Source organism: Mitsuokella sp. UBA4253, assembly GCF_002395285.1.
Classification (GTDB): Bacteria; Bacillota; Negativicutes; order Selenomonadales; family Selenomonadaceae; genus Mitsuokella; species Mitsuokella jalaludinii.
Genome location: NZ_DGWR01000015.1, coordinates 301,985 through 310,761 on the forward strand (window position 1 = coordinate 301,985; position 8,777 = coordinate 310,761).

Consider the following 8,777-nt stretch of genomic DNA (forward strand, 5'->3'; position numbering starts at 1 on the left):
AATGTCTCGCTTTCAGTAATTCCACAATGGAATGATCACGTGGCGTCGTACCGCTTCAAGGCCTCTAATACACACCGGCCGCTCCTGCCCAGTTCCTTCCAGGCCGCCGAAACGACGAGCGGGACACTTCCCGAAAGCGGCAGAAAGCGGGCACTTGTCGTGATGAAATCAATCATATGGCGCGGCAGGACAGACAATCCTTTATGGATTTCCACCCAGAACACGACCTCCATGATATTGGCGCTCGTTCCCACCACGCGGGGATGAAAGCCGAGCTGATGACAGTGCCGGTAAAACCGCCCCAGCGTATGCGGAGCTTCTTCCTGCTGCAGCAGCACGAAAGGATATTCCTTCAACGCTTCCAGGTGTACGGGGCCCTGCTGTGCAAAGGCATCATCTGCAGGAACAAGGATTCCCTCAGACTCCTGATGCAGGGCCGTCATTTGGATATCCCTGTCAGTCGGCAGTTCTTCCTGCAGACCGATGATCAAATCCGTCCTGCCATTCTGCAACTGCAGCAGGAGCTCCCGCTGTGTCGCCATGCGGATATCCAACGGATATTCGGGATGCTGCTGGCAAAATGTGTAAAAAAACGGGGCATAGTGGTGTGCCAGAGCTGCCAGCACTGCGATCCGCAGCGGCACAGCTCTGTCGGCAGCTTCCCGGACACGGCGCAGCAGATCATCACCGTATTGAAGATAGGCCTGGCATTCCGACAGGAACACCTGCCCCGCCGCCGTGAGCCGGACGCTGCGCTTATTCCGTTCAAACAATTTGACACCCAAATATTTCTCGAGCTGGACAATCCGCTTGCTTGCCGTCGACTCCGCAATATAGAGGGATTCAGCCGCCGCCGTGAAATTCCGCTTCTCGGCTACCGCACAAAAACACGCAATCCATTCCTTTGTGATAGCAATCACCGCTTTCTCTTCGTAAGACGCCAAAAGCACAAACGACACCTGCGCATCGTTTGTGCTTTGGCATGCATATGGAGTAGCATCCATCAATGCATGGTCAGCTTGCGGAATGCCTCTTCCGTCATGCCTGCCCGCTTCGCCGCTTCTTTCATCGTGAGGAGGCCGTCATGCACGAGTTCCACCAATGTAGTCCAGCGGCCCTCTGCCTTGCCTTTTATCGTGCCTTTTGCTTCCCCTTCGGCAAGCCCTTCAGCACGTCCTTCCTCACGGCCTTTTTCTTCACGGCGGCGCAATTCCATGTAGAACGTCATATACTCCACCTTAATTTTTGTTCTCTTTCGCTGATTCTACATATGCATCAGCATCCATCAATGCATGGCCAGCTTGCGGAATGCCTCTTCCGTCATGCCTGCCCGCTTCGCCGCTTCTTTCATCGTGAGGAGGCCGTCATGCACGAGTCCCATCAACGCCTCTGCCTTACCCTTTATCGCCCCTTCGGCAAGCCCTTCAGCACGACCTTTTATCGTCCCTTCGGCAAGACCTTCAGCGCGACCTTCGGCTCGTCCTTCAGCGCGTCCTTCGGCTCGTCCTTCCTCACGGCCTTTTTCTTCACGGCGGCGCAATTCCATGAAAAACGTCATATACTCCACCTTCATTTCCTTATTCTCTTTCGCTGCTTCTACCGCATCGGCAATGCTCTCGGTAAATTTTCCCTGCGGGGATTTGCCCTCGATGTAATCGAGGAATGCGGCGAGGTCATGGTTGATGCCCTCGCGGCTGCCCTTGCTGTTCAAGAAGATCTTGGCTGTCTCATCGCCCATCAGGAATGCAGGCTCTTCCTGGCACGTCTCACGGAACGTGTAGAGGCTTCGTCCTCGGTCGAATGGGTCGAACGTGCAGATGAAGATGATGTACGTCCGGCGCAGTTTCGTGTAGAGCTCGCCCTTGTTCAGCACGTCCATGTCCATCATCGCCTGATAGTAGCGCGTGCGCTTCGGCAGCTCGTCCGGGGTCGCGTAGTCCGTCGTCTGCATCTCGATGTCGTAGAGCGTTCCCTGCTCATCTTCAACGTAGACATCGAGCCGCACGCTCTTGCTGTCGCGGCGCACGTGGATATCTTTCTCTGTCTCCGGGAATGTGATCTTGCGGATCTTGATGTTCAAGATATTCTCGATCAGCCGCTTGCAGAGCCGCTTCTTGCGCATGACCTTCTGGAAGATGAAGTTGTCCGCGATGGTCAAATCATCCCAGGCCTTCAGCGCATCCGTTCGATTCGTCTTGTCCATTGGCATGCCCCCTCTCAATCTTCTCACTTTTATTATACCCCACCGCCAATGGGCGAGACAAGCAAAACGAAGCATGCACATGGCAGGATTCCAAGACGATGCATCGAACCTTATAGGTAACAGAAACTACTGAGGAGATGCTGCATCATGTACAAGCCGCTGACGGTCACTGCAATATACCCATTCGACAAGAACCCCACCCGGGAAGAGTGGGCAGACTATGACTACATGATGCAGAGAGCGGGCAGCTCCAACAAGTACGCGCTCGTACAGGAAGGGCCGTACGACTACTATGTGTACTTCTCTGAGGATGATCCGCGCTTCCCCGACTACCTAATCGGCAAGCTCGACGGGGAGTCGGTGCAGAAGCTCTTGCGCAAGTGCCCGGCCAACCGCTACGAGGTGAGCTGGCGCCAGAACTACTACAGCGATTTCATCTTCCGGGACGGCAGCCGGAAGCTCACCGTCCGCGCCGGCGGCATCTTCACGCTGGAAGTCAGCCACTGGGTCTGCCCCCACTGCGGCCAGATGCTGCTCGACAAGGACGCGAGCTGCAAGTACTGTGGCAAGCCTCGGCCGGGCGCGATCGTCCCGCCGGAGGAAAGCATGCCGGACAAAAAGGCAGACAGCGTGACAGGCAACCTCTACGTCCCGTCTTACAGCCCCTGGGTCTGCCAGGTCTGCGGCACGCGGAACGAGACGCACAATTACTGCGGTGAATGCGGGGCCCGCAAGGGGACGAACCGCCTCACCGCGCCCTCGCGCTGACCATCCCCCTCTAAAGGATCCAGATTACCTAGAACATCCAGGAACACCCAGACATGCACAGGCAGCAGAAAAAGCACAGACGATCACTTGCGCATCGTCTGTGCTTTCTGCTGTATCAAGGGCTCCCCCTATCAATCTGCTGTTGTCGCCTGCCTCACTGCTTGCCTAAGGCTCCGTTCAGCGCGATGGCGAGCTGGTCGGCGCACGAGGTGCCGCGGCCGCCGCAGTCGTTGCCCTGGAGGAGGGCTGCCGTGTCCTTGGGGTCGGCGCCTTCGAGTAGCTTGCTGATGGCGGAGAGGTTGCCCGGGCAGCCGCCGACGAAGTGCACGTCGTGGAGCTTGCCGTCGTCGCCGATGGCAAAGGTGATCCGCTTGGCGCAGACGCCCTGCGGAGTAAACGAGTAAGACTTCATATTCTTGTTCTCACTTTCTCAATCGGATGCATGCATGAAAAACCGCCCCGAAGGGCGGTTCTCTTTATCTTGGTTCAGCTTCAGATCATGTCGTTCTTGATCATGTACTCGGCAATCTGCAGGGCGTTGAGCGCAGCGCCCTTGCGGATCTGGTCGCCGCAGACCCAGAGGTTCAGGCCATGCTCGATGGACTCATCCTTGCGGATGCGGCCGACTTCGACGTCGTTCTTGCCGGACGTGAAGAGCGGCATCGGGTAGATCTGCTCAGCCGGGTTGTCGCGGACGATGGCACCCGGGAAGGCATCGATGGCCTTGCGGGCTGCCTCGACGCTGACCTCGTCCTCGAACTCGATGTTGACGGACTCGGCATGGCTGCGGTAGACCGGCACGCGGACCGTCGTGGCCGTGATGCGCAGGCTGTCATCCTCGAGGATCTTCTTCGTCTCGTTGACCATCTTCATCTCCTCTTTCGTGTAGAGGTTGTCGTAGAAGACGTCGATCTGCGGGATGAGGTTGAAGGCGATCTGATAGTGCTTCGGGAACTTCGCGCCCGGCAGGATGTTCGCCTTCGGCTCGCGGCCGGCGACGATGTCATCGACCTGCTGCTCGAGCTCGGCCATGGCTTCCTTGCCGCCGCCCGAGACGGCCTGGTACGTCGAGACGACGATGCGCTTGATCTTCGAGAGGTCGTAGAGCGGCTTGAGGGCCATCATCATGATGATCGTCGAGCAGTTCGGGTTGGCGATGATGCCCTTGTGGCGGGCGATGGCCTGCGGGTTGACCTCCGGAACGACGAGCGGGACTTCCGGATCCATGCGGAAGGCACTCGAGTTGTCGATGACGACGGCACCGGCCTTGACGGCTGCCGGAGCGAACTGCTTGCTGGCAGCACCGCCGGCAAACAGAGCGATCTCGACGTCCTTGAAGGACTCGTCCGTCGTCTCCTCAACCGTGTACTCCTTGCCCATGAACTGGATCTTCTTGCCAGCGCTGCGCTTCGAAGCGAGCATCTTGAGGTTGGCAAAGGGGAAATTGCGCTCCTCGATGAGGTTGAGGAATTCCTGGCCGACGGCGCCCGTTGCGCCAAGGATTGCTACATTGTACTTCTTCATGTCCATCGTTCCTTTCTGCGATGCAGTTGTTTATGTTATGGATAAGGAAAACAAAGGTTGTATCAGTCGAGCAGCTTGTCGAGGCCGACCGTCAGGCCCTTGAGGCTGCGAACCTTCTTGGCGGCGAGCACGACGCCCGGCATGAAGGACTCGCGGTTCATCGAGTCGTGGCGGATGGTCAGCGTCTGGCCGAGGCCGCCGAAGATGACTTCCTGATGCGCGACATAGCCCGGCAGGCGCACGCTGTGGATGTGCATGCCCTCGTAGTCGGCGCCGCGCGCGCCCTCGAGCTTCTCGAACTCATCGGGGTTGCCCTGCTTGTGGGCCTTGCGGACTTCCGCAATCATGGCCGCCGTCTGGATGGCCGTGCCGGACGGTGCGTCGAGCTTCTTGTCGTGGTGCAGCTCGATGATCTCGACATCCGGCATGTACTTGGCTGCCTGGCGCGACATGACCATCAGGAGCACGGCGCCGATGGCGAAGTTCGGCGCGATGAAGGCCGGCGTGTCATTCTCTTCAGCTGCCTTGGCGATCTCTGCCTTCTGCTCGTCCGAGAGGCCCGTCGTGCCGACGACCGGCGAGGTCTTGTGCGCAAGCGCCGTCATGACATTGCCGAAGACGACGTCCGGGCGCGTGAAGTCGACCATGACCTCTGGCTTCTTGCGCGCGAGCAGTGCCTCGAGGTCTGTCTCGACGAGGATGCCGTTTGCCGGCAGGCCGACGAGCGAGCCCGTATCCGCACCGCCCTTGATGTCCACTGCGCCGACGAGCTCGAGCCCGTCCGCTTCCTGTACCGCTTTTAAGACTGCCTGGCCCATGCGGCCGCAGGCACCGTTTACGATTACCGTAGTCAAAAGTATGCGCCTCCTGTTAGCGTCAAAAGATATTGCTATTGTATAGCATGTCCACCATTTGTGTCAAGACGTCTCGTCGAAAAAGACGACTTTTCACCGATATTTTCACGTCTGCGGCGCTTTGCGCCTGTCAATTCTCCATGATGTGCGCGAATCTCTCCTTGTACTGCAGCGCGAGGATGGGCCGGATGAAGTCGAGGTCGCCCTGGCTCAGGAGCGTCGCCTCAGCGGCCTTGTGGGCGTCGAGGAAGATGGCGAGGTCTTCCGGCACGCGCGCGATCTTGAGGTCGGGCAGGCCGTGCTGCATCGAGCCGAAGAACTGGCCCGGGCCGCGCAGACGCAGGTCCTCCTCGGCGAGCTTGAAGCCGTCGGAGGTTTCCGCCATGATTCTCAGGCGCTCGCGCGCGTTCTCCGTCTTGCCCTCCGAGACGAGGATGCAGTACGAGGCGTAGGAGCCGCGCCCGATGCGGCCGCGCAGCTGGTGGAGCTGGGCGAGGCCGAAGCGCTCGGCGTGCTCGATGACCATGATGCTGGCATTCGGCACGTTGACGCCGACTTCGATGACGGTCGTCGAGACGAGCAGTTTTATCCTGTCGGCGTAGAAGTCCTGCATGACGCGCTCCTTCTCGGCGGGCGCGAGCCTGCCATGGACGAGGCCGCACGGGATGCCGCTAAAGATGCCGTAGCGCAGCTCGTCGTAGACCTCCTCGGCTGACGGCAGGTCGCTCTCCTCGTTCATCTCGATGAGCGGGCAGACGACGTAGGCCTGGCGGCCCGCCTCGATCTGGCTGCGCACGTACTGGTAGATGAGCGGGCGGCGGTCCGGGCGGCGCACGAAGGTGCGGATGGGCTGACGGCCCGGCGGCAGCTCGCGGATCAGGGAGACGTCGAGGTCGCCGTAGACGGTCAGGGTCATCGTGCGCGGGATTGGCGTCGCCGTCATGACGAGCACGTCGGGTACATGCACGCCCTTCTTCTCGAGCGCCGCGCGCTGCGCGATGCCGAAGCGGTGCTGCTCGTCCGTGATGACGAGGCCGAGATGCGCGAAGTGCACATCATCCTGGATCAGCGCGTGCGTGCCGATGACGATGTCGACCTCGTGGCGCGCAATGGCCTCATGCATCGCGCGCCGCTTCTGGGGCGTCAGGTGGCCCGAGAGATAGCCGACGCGGATGCCGAGCGGCGCGAGCTTTGACGAGAGGTTCTCATAGTGCTGGGCGGCGAGGATCTCCGTCGGCGCCATCATGGCCCCCTGCCGGCCATTCTCGACGGTCTTGACGAGCGCGAGCATGGCGATGACCGTCTTGCCCGAGCCGACGTCGCCCTGCACGAGGCGGCGCATCGGCACCGTCCGCTCCATGTCGCGGCAGATCTCCTGCCACGCCTGCTGCTGGTCGTGCGTCAGCGTAAAGGGCAGTCCCGCAAGAACAGCCTTGACGAGTTTGCCGCTTGGCTGGTGGCGGATGCCGCGCTTCGTCTCCTGCGACTGCTTCTTTAAGAGCAGCAGGCCGCACTGAATCAGGTAGAGCTCCGAGAAGGCCAGCCGGTAGCGCGCCCGCTTGAGTTCTGCCCCATCCTTCGGGAAGTGGACAGCGTGCAGGGCCTCCCCGCGGCCCATGAGATGATGCGCCGCGAGGATGCGCGCAGGGATGAGCTCGGGAAGATCTCCGGCGGCCTCCAGCGCCTCCGCGATGAGCGTGCGGAAGAACTTCTGGTTGAGGTGCTCGGTGGCCGCGTAGACGGGCAAGATACCGCAGAGGCCCGCTGCCTGCTCCCCGGGTTCCAGGACCTGGAAGCTGCGCAGCTGGCTCATGGCGAACTGGCCGCGGCCGCCGTAGGCATACGCGGCCTTGCCGCTGACGAAGATGCGGCGGCCCGCCTTGAGCGTCTTCTTGAGGTACTTCTGGTTGAACCAGGTGACCTGCAGGATTCCCGTGCCGTCATTGAGGTAGGCCGTCAGGATGATCAGGCCGCGCCGCCCCGTCTGCTCCTGCAGGTTGACAATCGTGCCCGCGACTGTCGCGACCGTGCCCGGCTGCAGGTCGGCGATGCGCGTCAGGACGCTCTGGTCCTCGTAGGTACGCGGGAAGTACGTCAGGAGGTCGTAGACCGTCGCGATGCCGAGGCGCGCCAGCTCCGCTTTCTTCTTGGGGCCGACGCCCTTGAGGTACTGGACTGAGTCTTGGATCTTCATGGGCAGCATCGAATCCTTTCTATCGGTGATCTTTCCCTCATTCTAGCATGCCTGTCAATCCTCTATCTACCTACCCCGCACTACCCCGCACGAGAGCCGCGGCGGCGCAGGACACAAACCGAACACAAAAAGGAAGAGCCTCCATGAGACTCTTCCTTCTATATTAGTATATTACTATGCGGCTTGATGTGCGACGAGCGAATCAGAGCTGCGGGCCAGCTGCGACGAGGCCTTTGCCGATCTCGGTGTCTGCATACTTCTTGGCGAAGTTGTCGATGAACATCTGAGCGAGCTTCTTTGCTCTCGTATCCCACTCGGACTCATCTTTGTAATCCCACTTGGATTTGGACGGATCTTTGTAGGTATCCTTCGGATCGAGGACTTCCGTAGCAACGCCTTCGAGCTTCGTCGGGATCTCGAGACCGAAGTACGGGATCTTCTTCGTCGGAGCTTCGTTGATGGCACCGCTGTGGATGGCGTCGATGATGCCGCGCGTATCCTTGATGGAGATGCGCTTGCCATAGCCGTTCCAGCCCGTGTTGACGAGGTATGCCTTCGTGCCGTTAGCCTTGACGCGCTTAACGAGCTCATGCGCGTATTTCGTCGGCGGCAGCTCGAGGAATGCCTGGCCGAAGCAAGCGGAGAACGTCGGAGTCGGCTCCGTGATGCCGCGCTCCGTGCCAGCCAGCTTGGACGTGAAACCGGAGAGGAAGTAGTACTGCATCTGTTCCGGCGTCAGGATGGAGACCGGCGGCAGGACACCGAAGGCATCGGCTGCGAGGAAGATGACGCTCTTAGCAGCCGGAGCAGCGCTGCGGTCGTTGACGAAGTCTTTGACCGTGCTCTTGATGTGGTCGATCGGATAGGATACACGCGTATTCTCCGTGATGGACTTGTCGGCGAAGTCGATCTTGCCGTTCTCGTCGAGGACAACGTTCTCGAGGAGTGCGTTGCGCTTGATGGCGCCGAAGATGTCCGGCTCGGATTCCTGATCGAGGTTGATGACCTTTGCGTAGCAGCCACCCTCGAAGTTGAAGATACCGTCATCATCCCAGCCGTGCTCATCATCGCCGATCAGCAGGCGCTTCGGGTCCGTCGACAGCGTCGTCTTGCCCGTGCCGGAGAGGCCGAAGAAGATAGCCGTGTTCTTGCCCTGCTTATCCGTGTTGGCGGAGCAGTGCATAGCAGCAATGCCCTTGAGCGGCAGGAAGTAGTTCATCATGGAGAACATGCC

General features: G+C 59.9%; 9 protein-coding genes. 1 reads left to right on the forward strand and 8 read right to left on the reverse strand.

Features of this window, described 5'->3' with window-relative positions; translation table 11 throughout:
- Window positions 1-35 precede the first annotated feature (35 nt).
- Genes B2X55_RS08680 through B2X55_RS08690 form a run of 3 tightly spaced genes read right to left on the reverse strand, consistent with a single transcriptional unit; the run spans window position 36 to window position 2,203 of the window.
- Window positions 36-1,004: a LysR family transcriptional regulator gene (locus tag B2X55_RS08680; protein ID WP_286821767.1), complete on the reverse strand. Its 969-nt coding sequence runs from the start codon at window positions 1,002-1,004 to the stop codon at window positions 36-38.
- On the reverse strand, window positions 1,004-1,228 hold the full coding sequence (locus tag B2X55_RS08685) for a hypothetical protein (protein ID WP_286821768.1): 225 nt from the start codon (window positions 1,226-1,228) through the stop codon (window positions 1,004-1,006). Before B2X55_RS08685 ends, B2X55_RS08680 begins: the two co-directional genes overlap by 1 nt.
- 57 nt (window positions 1,229-1,285) lie before the next feature.
- Window positions 1,286-2,203, reverse strand: coding sequence for an Rpn family recombination-promoting nuclease/putative transposase (locus B2X55_RS08690; protein WP_286821769.1), 918 nt, complete (start codon window positions 2,201-2,203; stop codon window positions 1,286-1,288).
- A 147-nt stretch (window positions 2,204-2,350) separates the two neighbouring features.
- Between B2X55_RS08690 and B2X55_RS08695 the strand changes: the two genes are divergently transcribed.
- Window positions 2,351-2,971, forward strand: a complete 621-nt coding sequence (locus tag B2X55_RS08695) for a zinc ribbon domain-containing protein (protein ID WP_286821770.1) — start codon at window positions 2,351-2,353, stop codon at window positions 2,969-2,971.
- A gap of 154 nt (window positions 2,972-3,125) precedes the next feature.
- On the opposite strand, the gene B2X55_RS08700 is transcribed toward B2X55_RS08695, so the two are convergent.
- The 5 genes from B2X55_RS08700 to B2X55_RS08720 form a co-directional block, all read right to left on the reverse strand.
- Window positions 3,126-3,383 carry a TIGR03905 family TSCPD domain-containing protein gene (locus B2X55_RS08700; RefSeq protein ID WP_036376839.1) on the reverse strand — a complete coding sequence of 86 codons (258 nt, stop codon included), beginning with the start codon at window positions 3,381-3,383 and terminating at the stop codon, window positions 3,126-3,128.
- 80 nt (window positions 3,384-3,463) lie between these two features.
- Window positions 3,464-4,495 carry an aspartate-semialdehyde dehydrogenase gene (locus tag B2X55_RS08705; protein WP_036376877.1) on the reverse strand — a complete coding sequence of 344 codons (1,032 nt, stop codon included), beginning with the start codon at window positions 4,493-4,495 and terminating at the stop codon, window positions 3,464-3,466.
- 62 nt (window positions 4,496-4,557) lie between these two features.
- Window positions 4,558-5,349, reverse strand: a complete 792-nt coding sequence (gene dapB / locus B2X55_RS08710) for a 4-hydroxy-tetrahydrodipicolinate reductase (protein ID WP_036376841.1) — start codon at window positions 5,347-5,349, stop codon at window positions 4,558-4,560.
- Window positions 5,350-5,479: 130 nt separating this feature from the next.
- Entirely contained in the window at window positions 5,480-7,543 is a 2,064-nt protein-coding gene (gene recG / locus B2X55_RS08715) for an ATP-dependent DNA helicase RecG (protein WP_286821772.1), read from the reverse strand.
- A gap of 202 nt (window positions 7,544-7,745) precedes the next feature.
- Window positions 7,746-8,777, reverse strand: a 1,032-nt coding sequence (locus B2X55_RS08720) for a phosphoenolpyruvate carboxykinase (ATP) (protein WP_286821774.1), incomplete at its 5' end; no start/stop codon positions are given.